Annotated in this window: 18 protein-coding genes; 9 read left to right on the top strand and 9 right to left on the bottom strand. The window is 60.5% G+C overall.

Annotated features, from left to right (window positions below):
* Positions 1 to 187: 187 nt before the first annotated feature.
* The 3 genes from QLG10_RS26610 (at position 188) to QLG10_RS26620 (ending at position 4,057) form a co-directional block, all read left to right on the top strand.
* Entirely contained in the window at positions 188 to 2,116 is a 1,929-nt protein-coding gene (locus tag QLG10_RS26610; RefSeq protein WP_282488299.1) for an ATP-dependent DNA helicase RecQ, read from the top strand.
* 122 nt (positions 2,117 to 2,238) lie between these two features.
* Positions 2,239 to 3,465 (top strand): 3-hydroxyacyl-CoA dehydrogenase, encoded by a 1,227-nt coding sequence (locus QLG10_RS26615; protein ID WP_282488300.1) that lies wholly within the window; start codon positions 2,239 to 2,241, stop codon positions 3,463 to 3,465.
* 172 nt (positions 3,466 to 3,637) lie between these two features.
* A complete protein-coding gene (locus QLG10_RS26620) occupies positions 3,638 to 4,057 on the top strand; it encodes a thioesterase family protein (RefSeq protein WP_248678710.1) in 420 nt (139 codons plus the stop codon).
* 64 nt (positions 4,058 to 4,121) lie between these two features.
* Here QLG10_RS26620 and QLG10_RS26625 read toward each other — a convergent pair whose 3' ends face one another.
* From QLG10_RS26625 to QLG10_RS26640, 4 genes are all read right to left on the bottom strand, one after another.
* Positions 4,122 to 4,613: a glycine zipper domain-containing protein gene (locus tag QLG10_RS26625; RefSeq protein WP_110751893.1), complete on the bottom strand. Its 492-nt coding sequence runs from the start codon at positions 4,611 to 4,613 to the stop codon at positions 4,122 to 4,124.
* Positions 4,614 to 4,915: 302 nt separating this feature from the next.
* Positions 4,916 to 7,264, bottom strand: coding sequence for an FdhF/YdeP family oxidoreductase (locus QLG10_RS26630; RefSeq protein ID WP_248678711.1), 2,349 nt, complete (start codon positions 7,262 to 7,264; stop codon positions 4,916 to 4,918).
* Positions 7,261 to 8,100 carry a formate dehydrogenase accessory sulfurtransferase FdhD gene (gene fdhD, locus QLG10_RS26635; RefSeq protein ID WP_188265096.1) on the bottom strand — a complete coding sequence of 280 codons (840 nt, stop codon included), beginning with the start codon at positions 8,098 to 8,100 and terminating at the stop codon, positions 7,261 to 7,263. Before fdhD ends, QLG10_RS26630 begins: the two co-directional genes overlap by 4 nt.
* A 92-nt stretch (positions 8,101 to 8,192) precedes the next feature.
* Positions 8,193 to 9,080, bottom strand: coding sequence for a LysR family transcriptional regulator (locus tag QLG10_RS26640; RefSeq protein WP_110751899.1), 888 nt, complete (start codon positions 9,078 to 9,080; stop codon positions 8,193 to 8,195).
* A 129-nt stretch (positions 9,081 to 9,209) separates the two neighbouring features.
* On the opposite strand from QLG10_RS26640, the gene lysM reads away from it, so the two are divergent.
* Positions 9,210 to 9,659, top strand: a complete 450-nt coding sequence (gene lysM, locus QLG10_RS26645; RefSeq protein WP_020795775.1) for a peptidoglycan-binding protein LysM — start codon at positions 9,210 to 9,212, stop codon at positions 9,657 to 9,659.
* A 99-nt stretch (positions 9,660 to 9,758) separates the two neighbouring features.
* On the opposite strand, the gene yrfG is transcribed toward lysM, so the two are convergent.
* Positions 9,759 to 10,421, bottom strand: a complete 663-nt coding sequence (yrfG, locus tag QLG10_RS26650; RefSeq protein ID WP_110751901.1) for a GMP/IMP nucleotidase — start codon at positions 10,419 to 10,421, stop codon at positions 9,759 to 9,761.
* Positions 10,422 to 10,511: 90 nt separating this feature from the next.
* On the opposite strand from yrfG, the gene nudE reads away from it, so the two are divergent.
* Both nudE and cysQ read left to right on the top strand, forming a co-directional pair.
* Positions 10,512 to 11,078 (top strand): ADP compounds hydrolase NudE, encoded by a 567-nt coding sequence (gene nudE, locus QLG10_RS26655; RefSeq protein WP_110751903.1) that lies wholly within the window; start codon positions 10,512 to 10,514, stop codon positions 11,076 to 11,078.
* The gene (gene cysQ, locus QLG10_RS26660) at positions 11,075 to 11,902 is read left to right on the top strand and encodes a 3'(2'),5'-bisphosphate nucleotidase CysQ (protein ID WP_248678714.1); all 828 of its coding nucleotides are present in this window, start codon (positions 11,075 to 11,077) and stop codon (positions 11,900 to 11,902) included. Before nudE ends, cysQ begins: the two co-directional genes overlap by 4 nt.
* An 83-nt stretch (positions 11,903 to 11,985) precedes the next feature.
* Here the strand turns inward: cysQ and QLG10_RS26665 are convergent, their stop codons facing one another.
* The 4 genes from QLG10_RS26665 to rfbC all read right to left on the bottom strand — a co-directional run bounded on the left by QLG10_RS26665 (position 11,986) and on the right by rfbC (position 16,314).
* Positions 11,986 to 12,441 carry a YiiD C-terminal domain-containing protein gene (locus QLG10_RS26665; RefSeq protein WP_110751907.1) on the bottom strand — a complete coding sequence of 152 codons (456 nt, stop codon included), beginning with the start codon at positions 12,439 to 12,441 and terminating at the stop codon, positions 11,986 to 11,988.
* Positions 12,442 to 12,481: 40 nt separating this feature from the next.
* Positions 12,482 to 13,876: a sigma-54 dependent transcriptional regulator gene (locus QLG10_RS26670; protein WP_110751909.1), complete on the bottom strand. Its 1,395-nt coding sequence runs from the start codon at positions 13,874 to 13,876 to the stop codon at positions 12,482 to 12,484.
* Entirely contained in the window at positions 13,873 to 15,681 is a 1,809-nt protein-coding gene (locus QLG10_RS26675) for an ATP-binding protein (protein WP_188265094.1), read from the bottom strand. Before QLG10_RS26675 ends, QLG10_RS26670 begins: the two co-directional genes overlap by 4 nt.
* 87 nt (positions 15,682 to 15,768) lie before the next feature.
* Positions 15,769 to 16,314, bottom strand: a complete 546-nt coding sequence (gene rfbC / locus QLG10_RS26680) for a dTDP-4-dehydrorhamnose 3,5-epimerase (RefSeq protein ID WP_020795768.1) — start codon at positions 16,312 to 16,314, stop codon at positions 15,769 to 15,771.
* A gap of 186 nt (positions 16,315 to 16,500) precedes the next feature.
* Here rfbC and QLG10_RS26685 point away from each other — a divergent pair, with 186 nt between their 5' ends.
* The 3 genes from QLG10_RS26685 (at position 16,501) to aguA (ending at position 21,677) form a co-directional block, all read left to right on the top strand.
* Positions 16,501 to 19,413 carry an aminotransferase gene (locus QLG10_RS26685; protein ID WP_282488301.1) on the top strand — a complete coding sequence of 971 codons (2,913 nt, stop codon included), beginning with the start codon at positions 16,501 to 16,503 and terminating at the stop codon, positions 19,411 to 19,413.
* A 273-nt stretch (positions 19,414 to 19,686) separates the two neighbouring features.
* On the top strand, positions 19,687 to 20,565 hold the full coding sequence (gene aguB / locus QLG10_RS26690; protein ID WP_020795765.1) for an N-carbamoylputrescine amidase: 879 nt from the start codon (positions 19,687 to 19,689) through the stop codon (positions 20,563 to 20,565).
* 5 nt (positions 20,566 to 20,570) lie between these two features.
* Positions 20,571 to 21,677 carry an agmatine deiminase gene (gene aguA, locus QLG10_RS26695; RefSeq protein ID WP_188265091.1) on the top strand — a complete coding sequence of 369 codons (1,107 nt, stop codon included), beginning with the start codon at positions 20,571 to 20,573 and terminating at the stop codon, positions 21,675 to 21,677.
* Positions 21,678 to 21,735: the final 58 nt, after the last annotated feature.

Raw genomic sequence — 21,735 nt, forward strand, 5'->3', positions numbered from 1 at the left:
AAAATGCCTACGGGAGTGTCGGGCGTTGTTTGGTGAGTCTTGGTAGGGAGGGCAACAGACGCTGTAGGATTTTTCGACATCAACACGCTGTATCATCCCGTATCGTTTTTGCCCCCGACCTTTTCTCGACTCGCTGCGATCGCCGGCTAGGCTTTGCTCATCGCAGCAGTCAACGGAGTGACAGCTTATGCACAACACCCTGGAACAGGTTTTCGGTTATCCACAGTTTCGGCCCGGCCAGGAGGCAGCGGTCAGCGCGGTATTGGCGGGGCGCTCGGCGGCGGCGATTTTCCCCACCGGTTCCGGCAAGTCCCTTTGCTATCAGTTGTCGGCGGTGCTGTTGCCGCACCTGACGCTGGTGGTCTCGCCATTGCTGGCGTTGATGCAGGATCAGTTGGCGTTCCTGCAACGCCACGGCATTGCCGCGGGCAGTATCGATTCGGCCCAGAGTCGCGACGACGCCAGCGATGTCATGGCCCGTGCCAAGTCCGGCGAACTGAAAATCCTGATGGTCTCCGTGGAGCGCTTGAAGAACGAGCGTTTTCGTAATTTCCTGCAGCAGGTGCCGATCTCGCTGCTGGTGGTGGACGAGGCGCATTGCATCTCGGAATGGGGGCACAACTTTCGCCCGGACTACCTCAAGCTTCCGGACTATCAGCGCCAGTTCAACATCCCCCAGGTGTTGTTGCTGACCGCCACGGCGACCCCGAAAGTGATTGCCGACATGCAGGCGAAATTCGCCATCGAACCTGCGGACGTAGTCACCACTGGCTTTTATCGGCCGAACCTCAATCTGTGGGTGGAGCCTGTTCGCAGCCAGGATAAGCGCAGGCGCCTTGTGGAATGGATGAGCCAGCGACCCGGCCAACCGAGCATTGTCTACGTCACCCAACAGAAAACCGCCGAGCACATTGCTGAACACCTGCTGCGCAATGGCATTCAAGCTGAGGCCTATCACGCCGGTTTGCCCCATGAGCAGCGCGAAGGCATTCAGAAGCGCTTCATGGGCGGGCAGTCCAATTGCATCGTCGCCACCATCGCCTTCGGCATGGGCATCGACAAGAGCGACATCCGTAACGTGGTGCATTTCGACCTGCCCAAGTCCATCGAAAACTACAGCCAGGAAATCGGCCGTGCCGGGCGTGACGGGCAGCCATCTGACTGCCTGGTGCTGGCCAATCGCGACAGCCTCAACGTGCTGGAAAACTTCGTCTATGGCGACACGCCCGAACGGGACGGTATCCGCCATGTGCTCGACGAGATGCAGGTCGCCGCGCCCGAGGGGCAGTGGGAGTTTCTCCTGGGGCCTCTGGGGGACCAAAGCAACATTCGCCAGCTACCGCTCAAGACATTGCTGGTTCAACTGGAGCTTCGTGGCTTGATCGCCCCGCGTTATGCCTACTACGCCGAATACCGCTTCAAATATCTGCAGGAGCCTGAGGCATTGCTGGCTCGCTTCGAGGGCGAGCGCAGGGATTTCGTCGCGGCGATCATCCAGACGTCCACCCGTGCACGTACCTGGGCCACGGTAAATTTCGATGCGTTGTATGAACAGCACCGGGCCGAGCGCAGTCGGGTGGTGAAGGCCCTGGATTATTTCCAGGAAAAGGGCTGGGTCGAGCTTGAAAGCAAGCAGATGACCGAGGTCTACAGCCTGTTGCAAACCGGTTTCGACAGTGCCGTGTTGAGTGAAGAGCTGCACGCCGGTTTCACTCGGCATGAACAGACCGAGATTGCGCGGATTCACGCCATGCTGGACCTGTTCGCCACCGATCGCTGTCTGGGCTATCGACTGGCCGAGTATTTCGGCGACGAAAATGCGCCCCGTCAGTGTGGGCACTGTTCGGTTTGCCACGGGCAGGTGGCGCGGCTGCCTGCACCGCCGGCGTTACCGGCACTTGTGGATAAAAACTTCGAGGCCCTGTGTGCTGATTTTATCCACAGGCATGAACAACACACAGGGGAGGCGCCGTCGGCCGAGCGCGTGACACGGTTCCTGTGTGGGATCAGCGTGCCGCTGTTTACCAAGCTCAAGGTGCGGACGATTTCGGGTTTTGCGGCGTTGGAGGATTATCCGTATGCCGAGGTTCGTGAGTGGGCGCAGGCACACCTCTAACTCGGTGTCTGGCGGAGCGCATCCATCCGCTGAATGTGGCTCATCACAGGAATAAATTTCAAAAAGGCGCGGCGGCTGACTATGGTGAGGGCTGTCTTCGGATCGCCAACAAGAGAATAATCATGAGCCAGACACCGTTCAATATTCAGCGCGCAGCCGTCATCGGCGCGGGCACCATGGGCCGCGGCATTGTCATGTGCCTGGCCAGCGCCGGGGTAGCGGTACAATGGGTCGATAACAATCCGCAGATGCTTGAACAGGCACTGGTCACTGTGTCGGACACCTATGCCCATAGTGTTCGACAGGAACGCATCGATCAGGTCGAGGCCGATGCCCGCATCGCGCGGGTCACGGCGGCCGCTGATTATGCGGCTATCCGTGACGTCGACCTGGTGATCGAAGCCGTCTACGAAAATCTCGAACTCAAGCAATCCATCTTCCGTGAGCTTGATGGCTTGCTCAAACCTCAAGCCATTCTGGCGAGTAACACGTCGGCACTGGACATCGACGCCATCGCCGCGGTGACAGGCCGACCACAACAGGTCCTGGGCCTGCACTTCTTCAGCCCGGCCCACATCATGAAGCTGCTGGAAATCGTCCGTGGTGCCCAGACTGCACCGGCGGTCATCGATGCTGCGCTGGCGCTGGGCAAGCGCATGGGCAAGGTCAGCGTGGTGTCGGGCAATTGCGACGGCTTTATTGGCAATCGCATGCTCAACACCTACGTGCTGGAAGCCCGCAAAATGCTGCTGGAGGGCGCTTATCCCTATCAGGTCGATGCGGCGCTGCAAGGCTTTGGTTTCGCCATGGGGCCATTCCGTATGTTCGATGTGGTTGGCGTCGATCTGCAATGGCGCGCCCGGCAACTGTCCGGTGTAGGGCAGGATGCACCCGAGGTGCAGGTGGATAACCGTCTGTGTGAGCAGGGCCGTTTCGGTCAGAAGAGCGGCGACGGCTACTACCACTACGAGCCGGGCAGTCGCCAGGCTGAGCACGACCCGATGGTCGATGCATTGGTGTTGGAAGTCAGCGAAGGGCTGGGTTTCCATCGCCGTGAAATCAGCCCGGAGGAAATTCTGGAACGCTGCTTGCTGGCATTGGTCAACGAGGGTGCGAAGATCCTTCAGGAGGGCATTGCCGGATCGGCCCACGACATCGATCTGGTGTACCTCAACGGATACGGATTCCCGGCGGACAAGGGTGGGCCAATGGCCTGGGCAGATCAGCAAGGGTTGGCGGATATTCATCAACGCCTGCTGGCGCTTGAGACCCGCCAGGGTGATCACTGGCGCCCGGCGCGGTTGATTGGTGAGTTGGCGGCGGCAGGTAGAGGGTTTGCGGACAAGTGATTGAAGTGGCGCCTGCGAGGGCGCCATCGCGAGCAGGCTCGCTCCCACAGTTGATCTTCAGTGAACCCAAATTTTATGTACGACTAAGATCCCTGTGGGAGCGAGCCTGCTCGCGAAGAACGATACTGCGATTTCGCTTTAGACTGGCGAACACACTCAGGAATCCACACCAATGCCCCAACGCTGCGACTATCCACACTTCCAACCCATCACCACACGCTGGCACGACAACGATGCCTACGGTCACGTCAACAACGTTACCTACTACAGTTTTTTCGACACAGCGGTGAACACCTACCTGATCGAAGTCGGTGGCCTGGATATACACGATGGCGAGGTGGTGGGGTTCGTGGTGAGTTCAGCCTGCGACTACTTTGCTTCCATCGCCTTCCCGGACCGGATCGAGGTCGGCTTGCGGGTCGGCAAGTTGGGCAACAGCTCGGTGCAGTACGAGTTGGCAGTGTTCAAGCAAGGGGAAGACGAGGCCTGCGCAGCCGGGCGCTTCGTGCATGTGTTTGTCGAACGGGCATCGAATCAGCCGGTGGCGATTCCGGCCGGGTTGCGCAATGCATTGGAGTGTCTGGTGGTTTAAACCAGGCAAAAAAAATCGCAGCCCTCGGGCTGCGATTTTTATCTGTCAGTGAACCCTTTCGGGATCAGTGACGATGGCGGTAGTACTTGTGATGCTTGCGATGGCCATAGGCGTGACCGCGACCTGGGTGGCCGTCACGGTAGTAACGACGATCATCATGGCCACGGTAGCGACGATCATCATCGTCGTCCTCATCGGCCTTGTTACCCATGTAGTTACCCAGCGCGCCACCGGCACCGCCGCCTGCTGCGGAGCCGATCAGGCTGCCGGTGGTGCCGCCCATGCTGCGACCGACCACGTTACCGCCTGCTGCGCCCAACGCACCGCCAATGGCGGCTTCGCCGCGGCTGTGTTTGTCTGCGCCGACTGCGCTACCACCCGCGCCGCCCAGGGCCGCGCCAATGGTGGAACCTGTACTGCCGCCAAGCGATTGGCCGACGACTGAGCCCAAAACCCCGCCCAATGCGCCGCCCACACCTGCTTCGGTGGTGCCGCCAGCGGAGGCCATGCCACTGACCAGGCCAAGGGACAACAAGAGAATCGAGGAGAACTTCATGGAGGAACCTCAAGGGGATGACGACGCGATCCTGAGGCTGTGTAAGGGGTGTGACAATCGAAATCCGACGAGTAACACGACTTCAGCACATTTCTATAAGTTACTGTTTTTTGGGCGGAACTTAATGGTTTTTCGCCGGTCTTTTACTACTTCGGATAGGCCGTTTTCATGAGGAAACGGCCTTTTTTGTGGGCGTTTGGAAATTGTTTTGCCAGCGACACGGTTAAAAGATCGCAGCCTGCGGCAGCTCCTGCAGAGATCAGCGTAGGAGCTGCCGAAGGCTGCGATCTTTTGATTTTGCTTTAAGCAGACTTTGCCATGATCAATCCGGTCTCACTCGCCGCTTCCAGCCGGATCGCCACGAACTTGGATGTTGGTGTATGGCTGCCATCCCCGGTGCTTTCCAGCGGCACCAGCGGGTTCACTTCCGGATAGTACGCCGCTGCTTGCCCCGCTGGAATATCAAATGCCAGCAGCGTGAAGCCTTTCACCCGGCGCTCAAGTCCGTCATCCCAGATTGAAACGATATCGGCCTTCTGCCCCGGCTTGAAGCCCAGGCGAATGATGTCGGCTTCGTTGACGAACAGCACGTCACGCTGCCCCTTCACTCCGCGATAACGGTCATTGAGGCCATAGATCGTGGTGTTGTACTGATCGTGGGAGCGCATCGATTGCATGATCAGGTCCGGCAAAACACCGGTAGCACGGGTGCGCTCATGCACCAGGTCCTTGGGCAACGCATTTGGGCGGAAATTGGCCCGGCCTGATGCAGTGTTCCACTTGCGCGCACCGGCGCTGTTGCCCAGGTAGAACCCGCCCGGGTTCTTGACTCTCTCGTTGAAGTCCTTGAAGCCGGGAATGGTATCGGCAATCAAGTCGCGGATGCGGCTGTAGTCTGCCACCAGCCAGTTCCAGTCCACCGGCTGGTTGCCCAGCGTGGCTGCCGCGATGCCTGCCAGGATCGCTGGCTCAGAACGCATCTGCTGCGAGAGCGGCTCCAGCTGGCCATTGGAGGCGTGGACCATGCTGAACGAGTCTTCGACGGTCACCGCTTGAGGACCTTGGGTTTGCCGGTCGATATCGGTCCGGCCCAGGCACGGCAGGATCAGGGCCTCTTTACCGTGAGTCAGGTGGCTGCGGTTGAGCTTGGTGCTGATCTGCACGGTCAGGTCGCAGTTGCGCAGGGCCTGGAAGGTACGCGGGCTGTCTGGAGTCGCTTGAGCGAAGTTGCCGCCCAGACCGATGAAAACCTTGGCCCGACCTTCGGCCATGGCATGAATCGCCTCGACCACGTTGTGGCCGTTTTCGCGCGGCACCTTGAACTGGAAGCGTCGTTCCAGGGCATCGAGGAATGCCACGGGTGGACGTTCGTTGATGCCCATGGTCCGGTCACCCTGCACGTTGCTATGGCCACGCACCGGGCACAGGCCGGCGCCTGGCCGACCGATGTTGCCGCGCAGCAACATCAGGTTGGCGATTTCCTGGATGGTCGCTACCGAATGGCGATGCTGGGTGATCCCCATGGCCCAGCACATGATGACGTTCTTGCCCTTGGCATACATGCGCGCCGCTTGTTCGATTTCCACCAGAGGCAGTCCCGACTGCTCGACGATCTGTTGCCATGGGGTGTCGTCGATGGCGGCCAGGTAGTCCAGGACATTGACGCTGTGTTCATTGAGGAAGGCGTGATCGAACACCGCAGGCTCACCCGCTTTCTGTGCGTCGCGTTCCCATTGCAGCAGGAATTTGGCCATGCCGCGCATGATCGCCATGTCGCCGCCCAATGCCGGTCGGAAGAACGCGGTATTGGTCGGTTTGTCGCCGTTGGTAAGCATTTCAATCGCGTGTTGCGGGTGCTGGAAGCGTTCCAGGCCGCGCTCTTTAAGCGGGTTGATGCACACCACCTGGGCGCCGCGTTTGACTGCCTCTCGCAACGGTTCGAGCATCCGTGGATGGTTGGTGCCGGGGTTCTGGCCCCAGACGAAAATGGCATCGGCGTGTTCGAAATCGTCGAAGGTGACGGTGCCTTTGCCGACGCCGACACTTTGCGCCAATGCCACGCCGCTAGCCTCGTGGCACATGTTCGAACAGTCAGGGAAGTTGTTGGTGCCGTAGGCGCGCACGAACAACTGGTACAAAAAGGCTGCTTCGTTACTGGCCCGGCCCGAGGTGTAGAACTCGGCCTGATTCGGGCTCGACAAGCCGTTCAGATGTTTGGCGATCAGCGCAAAGGCGGCGTCCCAACTGATCGGCTTGTAGCGGTCGGTTTCTGCGTCATAGCTCATCGGCTCGGTCAGCCGACCCTGATACTCAAGCCAGTAGTCGCTTTGTTCGAGCAGCGAAGTGACGCTGTGCCTGGCGAAAAACTTGGCATCGACGCGGCGCTTGGTCGCTTCCCAGTTCACCGCCTTGGCGCCGTTCTCGCAGAACATCACCATGCCGCCTTCATTGGAATCGCCCCAGGCGCAACCGGGGCAGTCGAAGCCACCGTTCTTGTTGGTCTTGAGCATCATGCGCAGGTTTTTCAGCGCGTTGTCGCTGGTCAACCAGGCCTGGGCGACGCTGATCAGTGCGCCCCAGCCTCCGGCCGGGCCTTTGTAGGGCTTGTATCGAGGAACGGGTGTCTGGTCGGCTTGACGGTGTTGACTCACGCTTGGTTCTCCAACGCTGGGCTGTAGACCCGCGGCGCATTCTTTTGTGGCAGATGAATGAGATTGAGGTTGTGGCGACGGGCCCATTGCACAGCGAGCCCGGTGGGCGACGACAGGCTGACCAGAGTCTGGATGCCGGCGCGCAAGACTTTCTGGATCAATTCGAGGCTGCATCGACTGGTGACAATCGCAAGTCCGCCAGCCGTCGAGATGTTTTGGCGGACCAAGCCGCCAATCAATTTATCCAGCGCGTTGTGCCGGCCGATATCTTCGCGACCCAGCAACAGTTGGCCTTGGTCGTTCATGAACACGGCCGCATGCACCGCCCCGCAGTGCTGGCCAAGTGGCTGGAACGCGCTGATGCGCTGGCGCAGGCCGTCCAGCCATTCAGCCGGTGGCAGGGGCGCGCCGGGCAATACTTCGAGCTCGGGCAATGCCTGCTCCACCGCTTCCACACCACAGAGCCCGCAACCGCTGGTACCGGCCAGCTGCCGACGCTGTTGCTTGAGGTTCCAGAACGCGCGATTGGCGATGGTCACCTGCGCGTACTGCGCTGAGCCCGAGCCGCTGAGTTGCAGGTCATAGATATCCGAGGCGTCCTGGATAATCCCGCTGCCCAGGCTGAAGCCGACGATGAAATCTTCAAGGTCGGTGGGCGTCACCAGCATCACCGCCTGGCTGATACCGTTAAAGGCAATCGCCAACGCGACTTCCTCGGCCAGCGCGGTGCTGGCTGACTCCGAGTGCTCGAGGTTGCTGTAGCTGTAGGTGTGGCTGGCGGCGGGCGCAGGCGTTTCGAGGGCAGGCGCCGCGCAGGCTGGGCGCTTGGCGTTCATGGCATCACCGAGGGATTGATCAGCTTTAAGACTAGGCGCGGCAACTTGCCACGTCTAATTGCTATTACTGATCTACCGATAGATGCCCTCGATCAAGCGCCGATCAGTGATTGTTGATAAACCGCGAAACAGGCTTCAGCCAGGGCCGAACGTGGCGCGCTGCGGCGCATGATCAGGCCCAGCCGGCCAAGGGTTTGGGCGTTTTCGATCGGTTGCAGGCGCAAGTGCTCGGTCAGCCCTTCCAGTCCACCGTCCAACGGCATCACCGCGCAGCACAAGCCGCCATGCACAGCTTGTAACAGTTGATGCACGGCATCGGTTTGCAACAAAGGTTGTGGGTTGAGGCCGCGGCTGTGGAAGTTGTGGTCGATGGATTGGCGAAAGTGCATGCCGCTGGTGAGCATGCCCAGCGGCAACTCGATCAACGATTCCCAGCTCAGCGGTGCTTCGCCAAAGGTAAAGAAGCGCTGATCGTAGAGCAGGCCCATGCGGGTTTCACTGAAGGCGAAGGAGTCGAAACGCTCGGCATCCAGGCGTTCGAGGTAGGATACGCCGAGGTCCAGGCGATTGTTCGCCAGCTGTTCGAGGATCTGCTCGGAGCTCAGCGCCGAGAGTTCAAAGCGCAGGTTCGGGTGTTCTGCGTGCAGGCGCTGCATCAGCGGCAACGGATCGAAACTCGACAGCGGCACCACGCCCAGGCGCAAGGTGCCGACCAGATTGCCGCGACAGGCCGCCGCCTCGGCGTACAAGCCGTCATAGGCTGCCAAGACGGTGCGCGCCCAGGCCAGCACCCTCTCGCCAGGTGCAGTAAAGCCTTCAAAGCGCTGGCCGCGATTGACCAGTGGCAGATCGAGTTCTTCCTCGAGGCTGCGCAGGCGCATGGACAGGGTCGGCTGGGTAATATGGCAGCGTGCGGCGGCTTGGCCGAAATGGCGGGTTTCATCCAGAGCGATGAGGAATTTCAGCTGCTTGATGTCCATCTTCGCTCCAGGGTGCGGGAAGGGGTCGATTCTAGCGCAAGCGGCGTCATTGGTCGGTTTGGATTGGCAAACGGCTGCCGTGGTCTAGGCTTTTGCGTCTGGAACCCGAAACCCAAGGAGAGCGAAACAATGAGCCTGTTCAGTTTTCTCAAAGAAGCCGGTGAAAAAATTCTCGACGCGTTGACGCCGGACAAGGCTGAAGCCAACAGCGAGGCATTGACCAAGCATGTACAGAGTGCGTTGACGGGGATCGATACTTCCAAGATTCAGGTGAAGGTCGAGGGCGATAAGGTCATCGCCAGCGGCGAAGCGAAGACGCAGGAAGAGAAGGAAAAAATTCTCCTGACGCTGGGCAACGTGGCGGGTGTCAGCGGTGTTGAAGACCAGATCACCGTGACCGGCCCAGTGGTCGTGGCCGCGAAGTTTGTCGTGGTCGAGAAGGGCGACACCTTGAGCGCCATTTCCCTGCGCGTGTACGGCAATGCCAACCTGTACAACAAAATCTTCGAAGCCAACAAACCGATGCTCAAGGATGTGAACAAGATCTATCCGGGGCAATCGCTGCGGATTCCTGAATAATGTGAGGCCCTGTAGGAGCTGCCGCAGGCTGCGATCTTTTGATCTGGTTTTTTACGATCAAAGTCAAAAGATCGCAGCCTGCGGCAGCTCCTAAAGGAATCAAAGGCCAGTTATCAAATCCCGATAATCCCCGACCGCCGCAAATTCTCCCGTGTCCTTGGGCCCTTTACGGCTATCCGGCTCTTTCACCGCCAGTAAATGCGCCACGCCGAACTCCCGGGCACTGCGCAGGATCGGCAGTGTGTCGTCGATAAACAGGCTGCGCGCCGGGTCGAAGTCGATGTCGGCCTGCAAGGCATCCCAGAACTGCGGGTTTTCCTTGGGGAAACCGTAATCGTGGGAGCTGATCAAACGTTCGAAATACGGCGCCAGCTCGATTCTTTCCAGCTTCAATGACAGCGAATCGCGATGCGCATTGGTGATCAGCACCACACGCTTGCCTGCACGCTTGATCGCCGCCAGGAAGGTGTCCGCATCCGGGCGCAAGGCGATCAGATGAGCCGTTTCCAGTTTCAGCTCGCGCACGGGTAGTTTCAGTTCGGTACTCCAGAAATCCAGGCAGTACCACTGCAGCTGACCGGCATTGCGTTCAAATAACGGCTGCAATTCCAGTTCGGCCATTGCCCGGCTCACCCCGTGCAGTTCGGCATAACGCTGGGGCAAGTGCTCCAGCCAGAAATGGTTGTCGAAGTGCAGGTCCAGCAGCGTGCCGTCCATGTCCAGCAGAACGGTATCGATGTCGTGCCAGGGCAGCAGGGACATAAAGACTTCTCCAACGGTAAAAAAAGGTATCCGGGGACAACAATCAGGATAGGCCGGGTATAGTAACCCGCTATCGCCCAGGAGCCGCTCATGCGCCAGAAACCCACCATCCTCGCCCGCGAGATTGTCGCCACCAGCCGTTTGTTCTGCGTCGAAGAGCTGAAGCTGCGTTTTTCCAACGGCGTAGAGCGCACCTATGAGCGATTGGTCGGCAAGGGCGCAGGCTATGGTGCCGTGATGATCGTTGCGATGCTCGATGCCGACCATGCCGTATTGGTCGAAGAGTACTGCGGCGGTACCGATGCATACGAATTATCCCTGCCTAAAGGCTTGATCGAGCCAGGCGAGGACGTTTTGGCGGCAGCCGAACGCGAGCTCAAGGAAGAGGCAGGTTATGGCGCGCGACAGTTGGAACATCTGACCGAGCTGTCGTTGTCACCTGGTTACATGAGCCAGAAAATCCAGGTGGTGTTGGCCACTGATCTGTACGAAGAGCGCCTGGAAGGTGACGAGCCGGAGCCGATGGGCGTGGACAAGATCAACCTGCGCGAATTGTCGGCGCTGGCGCAGAACCCGAAGTTCACTGAAGGCCGTGCCTTGGCGGCGTTGTACCTGGCCCGTGACCTGCTGATCCAGCGCGGGGTGTTCCAGCCATGAATTTTCCCCATCCGTTGATGGCGCCGGTGGTCGAGCTGGCATTGAAGGCCGGCGAGGCGATCTTGCCGTTTTGGCGCGTCGGCACGGCGGTGACTGCCAAGACTGACGATTCACCCGTGACTGCCGCAGACATGGCTGCTCACCATCTGATTCTGGCCGGGCTGACGGCGCTTGATCCGAGTATTCCGGTGTTGTCCGAAGAAGACGCCAACATCCCGCAGAGTGTTCGCGCCAGTTGGCAGCGCTGGTGGTTGGTCGATCCGTTGGACGGGACCAAGGAATTCATTAGCGGCAGCGAAGAGTTCACCGTCAACATCGCGTTGATCGAACAGGGGCGCGTGGTATTTGGCGTGGTGTCGATGCCGACTAGCGGGCGTTACTATGTCGGAGGCTCCGAGCTCGGCGCGTGGCGTTGCGATCAGGGGGGTACGCCCGTGGCGATTCAGGTGCGTGAGGTGCTGGAGCCTGGCCAACCGTTCACCGTGGTGGCCAGCCGTCGCCATTCCAGTCCACAACAGGAACGCTTGCTGGCCGGATTGAGTGCCAGCCTGGGTGAACTGGTACTGGCCAGTATCGGCAGCTCCCTGAAATTCTGCCTGTTGGCCGAGGGGGCGGCGGATTGTTATCCACGGCTGGCGCCGACTTCGCAGTGGGACACGGCGGCGGCGCAAGGCGTGCTGGAAGGGGCGGGTGGCGAGGTGCTGGATCTCAATGGCGCTCCGTTCTGCTATCCGGCGCGGGAATCGCTGCTGAACGAATTTTTCCTCGCACTGCCGGCCAAGGCTGCATGGCGGGAGAAACTGTTGGCGCTGGCTCGAGATTAAAATCAAAAGATCGCAGCCTGCGGCAGCTCCTACAGGTATACACATAACCCTGTAGGAGCTGCCGCAGGCTGCGAACCTTTGATTTACCGGTGCAACACGTATTGCCCTTCGAACTTCACCGCATCCTCATCGCTACCCGCGTTCACCACCCGCGTGTGCAGGACCAGCCGCGCCCGTCCGTATCGCTGATACATCGCCAGGAATTTCTTCCACACCTGTGCACCCGGCGCCTGGCAAATGGCATGTGCATCCCCTGTCACCGGCAGCGGGTAGTTGATCTGCCCTTCCTGAATAACGATGTGTCCGTCGGTTATCCCTTCTTCTTTGAGGCGCAGATGCAGCCAGCCCCAACCGGCCAGCACTGCGCCACAATACAGGCTGCCGCCGAACATGGTGCTCTTGTGATTGACGTTGGCGTCCAGCGGCAAGTACAGGCGCAGTTGTTGATCGTGCCAGTCGAGCACCTTCAGGCCCATGTCCCGGGTGAGGGGAATGTCGTGATGGAGGACGGATTCCAGTTGACGACTGTCGCGGCTCATTCAGGGGCCTCTTGTTTGCAGTGGATAAGTGGGCGGTGGCTCAATCGAGGTCGTCGCTGTGGGTGGGGGCGCCACTATCGGCGAAGCTCAAGCCGTGCTTGCGCAATTTGTCATGCAAGGTCTTGCGTGGAATGCCAAGCGCTTCGGCGACGCTGCGCACCGAGCTGTGCGAGCGCGCCAGTTCGGCGGCAATCAAGGTTTTTTCGAAGTTTTCCACTTGCTCGCTCAACCCGCCGCTGACCATTTCTACCGTCGTGCCGACCGTGCCTTGCACCTCGTTGTTATCCAGCGCCAGTTCCAGGCCAAGGGCGAAGCGTTCGGCAGCATTCTGCAACTCGCGCACGTTGCCGGGCCAGGCGTGGCGCAACAGCAGGGCGCGTTGTCCGGGTTGCAGTTCATGGGGCGGCAAGCCGTGGCGGGCGCTGGCTTCATCGGCGAAATGCTGGAACAGCACCAGCGCGTCCTCACCGCGTTCGCGCAGGGGGGGAATGCGCAATGGCGCGACGTTCAGGCGATAGTACAAGTCGGCACGGAATCGGCCCTGATCGGCGGCCTGGCGCAGGTCTTCCTTGGTGGCGGCGATGATGCGGATGTCCAGCGGGATCAGTTGGTTGCCGCCCAGGCGTTCGACCACCCGCTCCTGCAGCAAGCGCAGCAATTTCACCTGGACATCCAGGCTCATGCTTTCGATCTCATCGAGAAACAACGTGCCACCGTTGGCAAATTCGAACTTGCCGATGCGGCGTTTCTGCGCGCCCGTGAAAGCACCGGGCTCATGCCCGAACAACTCGCTTTCGACCACCGACTCGGCCAACGCTCCGGCGTTGATCGCCACGAACGGACCACTGCGCCGACTCGACAGGTCATGCAAGGCTCGTGCGACCACTTCCTTGCCGGCCCCGGTCTCGCCGAGGATCAGCACGTCTGCCCGAGTTGCCGCCAAGGCGCCGATTTGCTCGCGCAGACGCAGCATCGAGGGCGACTGCCCGACCAGGCGCGTGCTCAATTCATTGCGATCGCTCAGGGCCAGGCGCAGGCTGCGGTTGTCCAGCACCAGTCGGCGCAAGGCCAGGGCACGGCGCACGCTGTCGAGCAGCGCATCGCTGGCGAAGGGTTTTTCCAGAAAATCATAGGCACCGGCGCGCATGGCTTGCACCGCCAGCGGCACATCGCCGTGGCCGGTGATCAACAGCACCGGCAGTTCCGGATCCTGGGCGTGGAGTTCGGTCAGCAGTTCGATGCCGTCCATGCCTGGCATGCGAATATCGCTGACGACCACGCCTGGCCAGTCGCGCTCCAGTTGTGCGGCCAGGCCCTTGGCTTCGGCCAGCGGCAGAATCTTCAGGCCGGCGAGGTCCAGGGTCTGGCTCAAGGCCTGGCGCAGGTGGGGATCGTCGTCGATCAACACGACCTGGATGCGATTGTCGATGCTCATGCACTTCGGTCCTCGGACGGTTGCAGGCTCACACCCGGTGCGCCTGCGCGTAGCTTCAGGGTAATCAGGGCGCCGCCCTCCTTGTGGTTGGCGAACGACAGTTCGCCGCCGAAGGCGCGCATCAGGGTCTCGCAGATCGCCAGCCCCAACCCAAGCCCCTGGGTACGGGTCTTGGTGGTGTAGAAGGGCTCGCTGGCGCGGCCCAGGGCCTCCAGGCAGAAACCGGGGCCGTTATCGCGAATGTACAGGTTGACGCCTTCGCCCGTGGATTGGGCACTCAGCCAGAGTTTACGCGGCGGACCTTTTTCCGTCAGGGCATCGAGGGCGTTGGCCAGCAGGTTGCCCAGCACCTGGCGCAGGCGGGTTTCTCCGGCCTCGACCCACAATGTGGCGGCGGGCAAATCGCGGATCAGCTCGACTTCCATGCTGCGCCGGCGCTTGGCCAACAAGGCCAGGGCATCGTCCAGCGCCGGTTGCAGGGCGACGCTTTCCGGGGCGTGGCGGTCGCGCCGGGCAAAGGCGCGCAGGTGAGCGATGATCGACGCCATGCGCCCGGTCAGTTCGCTGATCAGCTTGAGGTTGCCACGGGCATCGTCGGTGCGCTGGTGGTCGAGCAACACTTCGGCGTTTTCCGCGTAGCTGCGGATGGCTGCCAGCGGTTGGTTGAGCTCGTGGCTGATGCTAGCCGACATCGTTCCCAGCGCCGAGAGCTTGCCAGCCTGCACCAGGTCATCCTGGGCGCGAACCAGTTCTTGCTGGGCCTGTTCGCGCTCCAGCACTTCCTGTTTGAGTCGGCGGTTGAGGCCCTCAAGGTCGCTGGTACGTTCAGCCACCCGGCCTTCCAGTTCGCGTCGGGCCTTGGCTTCGAAGGCGATGCGTTCCAGGTAATGACGGCGGCGTTGCATCATCAGGCCGAGCAACAGCATCAACACCAGCAGCGTCGCGCCACCGATGGCGACCACCGTGCGCACCGGACGATCGATCAGGGTGCGCGGAGCGAGGATGCTGACGTTCCAGCCGGTTTCCGCGATCGGCTGAGTCTGGGTCAACCAGGCATTGGGATTGAGCTTGAGCGGCTTGGGTTCGCGGGTGGGGTAGGGCTGGATCGCGGTAATGGCCTTGCGCTCTTCTTCGCTCAACTCACGGGTCGAACGAAAACGCCATTCCGGCCGCGAGGTGAGGATGACCACGCCGTTGTGATCGGTCAGCAGCAGTTGCTCCGGGGTTTTGCCCCATAGGCTCTCGGTGTGGTCGAGGTCGACCTTGACTACCAGCACGCCGATGATTTTTTCGCCCTCTCGCACGGCGGCGGCAAAGAAGTAGCCCCGTTTGGCGGACGTGGTGCCCAGCCCGAAAAATCGCCCGAGCCGCCCAGCCATGGCTTCGCTGAAGTACGGCCGGAAGGCAAAGTTGCGGCCGACGAAGCTGTCGTGCTTGTCCCAGTTGGAGGCGGCCAGGGTCTTGCCCGTCGTGTCCATCAGGTACATGACTTCGGCGCCGGTCTGGTTACTGATGTTCTTCAGCAGGCGATTGGCGTTGCCTTGGGTGACACCATCGTCTGGCGCGCCAAGCACGGCGCGCAGGGCCGGCAGGTCGCCGAGGATCTGCGGCAGTACTTCATAACGGTGCAGGGTGCCCAGCAGGTTGGCGACGTAGAGATCGAGGGTCTGGCGATTCTGCCCAGCCAATTCGCTGCGGTAATAGCGCTCGGCCAGATGCTCCAGCGGCCACAGCAAGGGCGCCAGGCACAGTGCGAGCAGGGCCAGGCTGCGCCAGCGGGGTCTGCGGGGAAGGGTTGGAGTCATGAGCATCGAGCGCCTGTGGATACAGGTGCATTATGCCTAGGCTTGCCGACGCAGTCTGCGCACCTTGCGGCCGGTGCGAGCGGTGTGTCAGTCGAAGACGTCGGCGTCCTTGAAAAATGCCGCGGCCTGGTCCCTGGCCGACAGTTGCGGCGCAGTATCGAGCGGCCAGTCGATGGCCAGGTCGGGGTCGTCCCAGCGAATGCTGCGTTCGGCCGATGGGTTGTAGTACTCAGTGGTTTTGTACAAAACCTCGGCGAACTCACTCAACACCAGGAAACCGTGGGCGAAACCCTTGGGAATCCACAGTTGGCGATTGTTCTGCGCAGAAAGACGCACGGCAACCCACTGGCCGAAATGTGGCGAACTGCGCCGCACATCAACAGCCACATCAAGGATTTCCCCGGCACAGACCCGAACCAGTTTGTCCTGGGTATTCTCAAGTTGGTAATGCAGCCCGCGCAGCACGCCTTTTTGCGAGCGCGAATGGTTGTCCTGAATGAATTGAGTGCTAAGGCCAGTGGCTTCCTTGAAAACCTTCGCGTTGAAACTTTCGTAGAAAAAACCACGATCGTCACCGAAAACCTTGGGCTCGATGATCAAAACACCGGGCAGGTCGGTGGTCACAACATTCATGGGTTTCTCCAACGATGGGCATTGATGGTCGCCATTCTTGCCCAGAGTGCCTGTAAGGGCGAGTGTCGTGTGCTTTTTTCTTCGAAGTTGACCGATCCAGCCGCTTGCCAGCCGGCTGAAGGGGGGTTGCGTATCGCCCCGAGCAGTGGCGATATAGGCGCCTAATAAAATTTCAGGGGTCGTTGTATGCCGCTCGCCACGTTGATTCATCGCGCCAGTTTGCCCAGCCCGCAAGTCTCTGCCGAGCAAGCGCTTGAGCTTTTGCAGGCGCATTACGGGTTCGACGGTACGTTGCAGGCCCTTGGCAGCCAGCAGGATCTGAACTTTCGCGTCGACAGTGCTCAAGGGCGTTATGTCCTGAAAATCTGCCGGGGCGACTATTCGGCGCTGGAGTTGCAAGCCCAGCATGCCGGGCTCAAGCATCTGGCTGAACATCCTGATGTGCACGTGCCGCGTGTGATTGCGGCGAAAAACGGGGCGGACCTGTTGTCCCTGGAGGTCGCTGGCCAAGCGGTGCATGTGCGTTTGCTGGACTACATCGAGGGCCAGTCCCTGACGCACCTCGAGCATTTCAATCGAACGGTGGTCGCCGGTTTCGGGCGGCTGTGCGGTGAAATGGACCTGGCACTGGCGGATTTTGACCATCCTGGGCTGGTGCGAACCCTGCAGTGGGACGCGCGTCACGCCCACGCACTGATCGCGCATCTGTTGCCGGTGATCAAGGATGAAGCCCAACGCCGACTGATCGTTGAAGCGTCCGAGCAGGCCGAGCGCCATTTGTTGCCGCTGCAAGACAAGTTGCCGGTGCAGGCCATTCACATGGACATCACCGACGACAACGTGGTGTGGCAGCGCGATGCGCAACGCCATTGGCAACTGCAAGGTGTGATCGATTTCGGCGACTTGATCCGAACCTGGCGCATTACCGATCTGTCGGTGACCTGTGCAGCGTTGTTGCATCATGGCGAAGGCGATCCGTTCTGTATTTTGCCAGCGGTACAGGCGTATCACGCGGTCAATCCGTTGCAGCATGAAGAACTGCTGGCGCTGTGGCCGCTGATCGTCGCTCGCGCAGCGGTGTTGGTGCTCAGTGGTGAACAACAGGTGAGCATCGATCCGGGCAATACCTACAGCCGCGACAACCTGGTCCACGAATGGGAGATCTTCCGTGTGGCCACGTCGGTACCGTTGGCGCTGATGGAAACGGCTATCCTGTCGGCTGTCGGGCAGAGCCTTCCGGGCATCGGCAGCGAAGGCTTCGCCCCGCTGCTGCCGAGCCTGGTGGGGCGTGAGTTTGCGTTGATCGACCTGGGCGTGCTCAGCCCGCATTTCGAGGCCGGTAACTGGGAGCAGGAAGGCATCGATCAGCGCCTGTTGGATGAGGCCGCCGCTGTCCACGGCCTGGCGGCCAGTCGTTATGGGCAATACCGGTTGTCACGCACGCGCCCTGACACGGCCAGCGAGCCGGATACCTGCCCTCTGCACGTCGAATTGCGCGTACCCCACGGCACGGCCGTCGAAGCGCCGTTCGCCGGGGTGGTGCACCAGCCGATGCCCGGGGTGTTGCAACTGGACGGTCCGCAATTGAGCGTGCGGCTGTGGGGTGTCACGCCCTCGCTGCATAGCGGCGCGGCGCTGGTCAAGGGCCAGGTGCTGGGCTCGGTCAGCGGACCGTTGATCGTGCAGCTGTGCCGAGGGGCTTCGTTCAGCGCGCCGTTGTTTTGTACACCTTCACGTGCCGCCGCATGGCAAGCGCTGTGCCCATCGCCCGCGACGCTGCTGGGACTGGCTTGCGATGCGCAGGAGGAACTCGATTCACAGACCTTGCTGGCCCGCCGTGGCGCCAGTTTCGCCCGCACGCAAAAACACTATTACGTCGACCCGCCGCGCATCGAACGCGGCTGGCGCAACCACCTGATCGACATGCAGGGCCGCTCGTACCTCGACATGCTCAACAACGTCGCGGTACTCGGCCACGGCCATCCGCGCATGGCGGCAGTCGCCAGCCGCCAGTGGTCGTTGCTCAACACCAACTCGCGGTTCAACTACGCGGCCGTGGCCGAGTTCTCCGAGCGCCTGCTGAAATTGGCGCCCGAGGGCATGGACCGGGTATTCCTGGTCAACAGCGGCAGCGAAGCCAACGACCTGGCGATTCGCCTGGCGTGGGCCTACAGCGGCGGGCGCGACATGCTCAGCGTGCTGGAGGCCTATCACGGCTGGACCGTAGGCGCGGATGCGGTATCGACTTCGATCGCCGACAACCCCAAGGCCTTGAGCAGCCGCCCGGACTGGGTGCACCCGGTGACCGCGCCGAACACCTATCGCGGTGAATTCCGCGGCCCTGACAGCGCGCCGGACTACGTGCGCAGCGTCGAACACAACCTGGCGAAAATCGCCAGGCAAGATCGTCAACTGGCCGGGTTCATTTGCGAGCCGGTATACGGCAATGCCGGCGGCATCTCCCTGCCACCGGGTTATTTGCAGCAGGTCTACGCAATGGTTCGTGCCCAGGGCGGCGTGTGCATCGCCGACGAAGTGCAGGTTGGCTACGGCCGCATGGGACATTTCTTCTGGGGTTTTGAAGAGCAGGGCGTGGTACCGGACATCATCACCATGGCCAAGGGCATGGGTAACGGACAGCCGCTGGGCGCGGTGATCACCCGCCGGGAAATCGCCGAAGCGCTGGAGGCCGAGGGCTACTTCTTCTCGTCCGCCGGTGGCAGCCCGGTCAGTTGTCAGATCGGCATGGCGGTGCTGGATGTGATGGAGGAGGAAAAACTCTGGGAAAACGCCCAGGTCGTTGGCGGGTACTTCAAGGAGCGACTTGAAGCGCTGATCGATATTCATCCGTTGGTCGGTGCCGTGCACGGCTCCGGGTTCTATCTGGGGGTGGAATTGATCCGCAACCGTGAAACCCTGGAACCGGCCACCGAAGAAACCACCGCGCTGTGCGATCGCTTGCGAGAGCTGGGGATTTTCATGCAACCGACGGGCGATTACCTGAACGTGTTGAAGATCAAGCCGCCGATGGTCACTTCGCGCCAGAGCGTGGATTTCTTCGTGGACATGCTTTCGAAGGTGCTAAGCGAAGGACTGTAAGTATCACCGCTGATCCCCTGTAGGAGCTGCCGCAGGCTGCGATCTTTTGACTTTTTGGCGCCAGTAACGGCTTTGAAGATCAAAAGATCGCAGCCTGCGGCAGCTCCTACATGGGGTATGTGAAAGTCGATTGTTATCGGGTTTAAGTGGGTGATTTAAGACGAAAGGCGAACTAAAAGCTTCAAAAGCCGATTTTTATCGGATATAAAGTCGCCAATGCCAGGGTGTGGATGAACCATGCCCGACCGTCACGCACTTGCCCGGAGATGCTTCATGAGCCGTAACGTTACTGTCGCTGCCACGCAAATGGCCTGTTCCTGGGACCTCGAAGGCAACATTGAGGTCGCTGAAAGACTGGTCCGTGAAGCCGCCGCCAAAGGCGCGCAAATCATCCTCATCCAGGAATTGTTCGAAGCGCCGTACTTCTGCCAGAAGCCGAACCCGGATTACCTGCAACTGGCGACAACGGTGGAAGACAACGTCGCCATCAAGCACTTCCAGAAAGTCGCCAAGGAGCTGCAAGTCGTGTTGCCGATCAGCTTCTACGAACTGGCGGGCCGTGCGCGGTTCAACAGCATCGCGATCATCGATGCCGACGGCAGCAACCTCGGGATTTATCGTAAAAGCCACATTCCGGATGGCCCTGGCTATCACGAGAAGTACTACTTCAACCCGGGCGACACCGGGTTCAAGGTGTGGAACACCCGTTACGCGAAAATCGGCGTGGGCATCTGCTGGGACCAGTGGTTCCCCGAGGCTGCGCGCAGCATGGCGCTGCAAGGCGCGGAAATCCTGTTCTACCCGACTGCCATCGGCAGCGAACCCCACGACAAGACCATTTCATCCCGTGATCACTGGCAACGCGTGCAACAGGGCCACGCCGGCGCTAACCTGATGCCGCTGATCGCCAGTAATCGCATTGGCAACGAAGAACAAGACGGCTATGACATAACCTTCTATGGTTCGTCGTTCATCGCCAACCAGTTCGGCGAGAAGGTGCAGGAACTCAACGAAACCGAAGAAGGCATCCTGGTTCACACCTTCGACCTCGACCAACTGGAACACATCCGTAGCGCGTGGGGCTCGTTCCGTGACCGTCGTCCGAACTTGTACGGCGCGCTGAAAACCCTCGACGGTACCCTGGAGTCCTGATCGACATGACCACTTTGAAAAGCACCCCTCGCGCAGATGGCTTCTACATGCCGGCCGAGTGGGCACCCCAGACCCAGACCTGGATGATCTGGCCTGAGCGCCCGGACAACTGGCGCCTGGGCGGCAAGCCTGCACAAGCCGCGCACGTCGCGGTGGCCAAGGCTATCGCCCGTTTTGAACCTGTCACCGTGGCGGTGTCCGCCGGCCAATACGAAAACGCCCGTGCACGCCTCGACGTTCCGAACATCCGCGTGGTCGAGATGTCCAGCGACGACGCCTGGGTTCGGGACACCGGCCCGACCTTCGTCATCAACAACAGCGGCGAGGTCCGGGGCGTGAACTGGGATTTCAACGCGTGGGGTGGTTTCGACGGCGGCCTGTATTCGCCGTGGAACCGCGACTCACAAGTGGGCGGCAAGATCCTCGAAATCGAGCGCAGCCCACGTTATCGCACCGAGGGCTTCGTGCTCGAAGGCGGTTCGATCCATGTCGATGGCGAAGGCACGCTGATCACCACTGAAGAATGCCTGCTCAACCGCAATCGCAATCCGCACCTGAACCGTGCAGAAATCGAAGCGGTGCTCAAAGACAATCTGGCTGTGGATAAGATCATCTGGCTGCCGGACGGTCTGTTCAACGACGAAACCGATGGCCATGTGGATAACTTCTGCTGCTATGTGCGTCCGGGTGAAGTGCTGTTGGCCTGGACAGACGATCCACAGGACCCGAACTACCCACGTTGCCAGGCGGCCATGAAGGTGCTGCAAAACAGCACCGACGCCAAGGGCCGCCCGTTCACGGTGCACAAGATGCCGATTCCAGGGCCGCTGTATGCGACCGAGGAAGAATGTGCCGGTGTCGATCCGGTCGACGGGACTCAGGAGCGTAACCCGAGCGTGCGTCTGGCCGGCTCTTACGTCAACTTCCTGATCGTCAACGGCGGCATCATTGCCCCGAGTTTCGACGACCCACTGGATGTTCCGGCAAAAGAGATTTTGCAGACACTGTTCCCGCAGCACGAAGTGGTCATGGTTCCAGGTCGTGAACTGTTACTGGGGGGCGGTAACATTCACTGCCTTACCCAACAGCAGCCAGCGCCACACAAGGAATGAGTGCCCTCGTAACAGCTTGAGATAGTTGCAAAAAAAATCAGGCAAACGTTTTCGCGCA

The organism is Pseudomonas sp. V98_8 (assembly GCF_029967975.1).
In the GTDB taxonomy this organism is placed as follows: domain Bacteria; phylum Pseudomonadota; class Gammaproteobacteria; order Pseudomonadales; family Pseudomonadaceae; genus Aquipseudomonas; species Aquipseudomonas umsongensis.